Below are 722 nucleotides of genomic sequence, written 5' to 3'. Positions count from 1 at the left end.
GCGGTGGGCTTTGCGCATAATGCCGTCCAGCAACCGATGTTCTTTCAGATGTTGTCGGTTTTCCGCACTGTCGTAGCCTTTATCGGCATAGACGGTCGTATCTTCGGCAATGCCCTCCAACAAAGGCAACAGATGGTTGCACTCGTGGGTATTGGCGGGGGTGATATGCAGTTTCTCGATATAGCCTTCCTCATCGGTACGGGTATGTTGTTTGTAACCGAGTTTGTAGAGGCCGTTTTTCTTTGTCCAGCGGGCATCGCTGTCTTTACTCGGTGCGGTTTGGCCGCTGACTTGTCCTTCTTCATCAACTTCTATGGCCTGACGCTGTTTGCTGCCGGCGGTCTGAATAATGGTGGCGTCAATGACGGCGGCAGATGCTTTCTCTATTTTTAGGTTTTTTTCGGTCAGTTGGCGGTTAATCAGTTCCAGCAATTCGGACAGGGTGTCGTCTTGCGCCAGCCAGTTGCGGTAGCGGCATAAGGTGCTGTAATCGGGGATGCCCAGTTCGTCAAAACGGCAAAACAGGTTGAAATCGATGCGGGTGATGAGGCTGTGTTCGAGTTCGGGATCGGAGAGGCTGTGCCATTCCGGGCAGGACGGCTTTGAACATGGACAGCAGGGGATAGGCGGGACGGCCGCGGTGGTCTCGGAGGTAACGGATTCTTTGACGGTTCAGGTATTGTTCGATAGGCCATAGAAGTCGACGAGGAAGGACAAGTCAG

The 722-nt window shown here is 53.3% G+C and carries 1 pseudogene; it reads right to left on the bottom strand.

The annotated features are described in order from the left end of the window. A pseudogene (locus HMPREF2954_RS03920) lies at window positions 1-691 on the bottom strand (IS5 family transposase); the annotation flags it as partial. Between the last annotated feature and the right edge of the window lie 31 nt (window positions 692-722).

The sequence above is a fragment of the Neisseria sp. HMSC067H09 genome (assembly GCF_001814135.1).
GTDB lineage: Bacteria > Pseudomonadota > Gammaproteobacteria > Burkholderiales > Neisseriaceae > Neisseria.
This window is presented reverse-complemented; position numbering and strand designations above follow the sequence as displayed.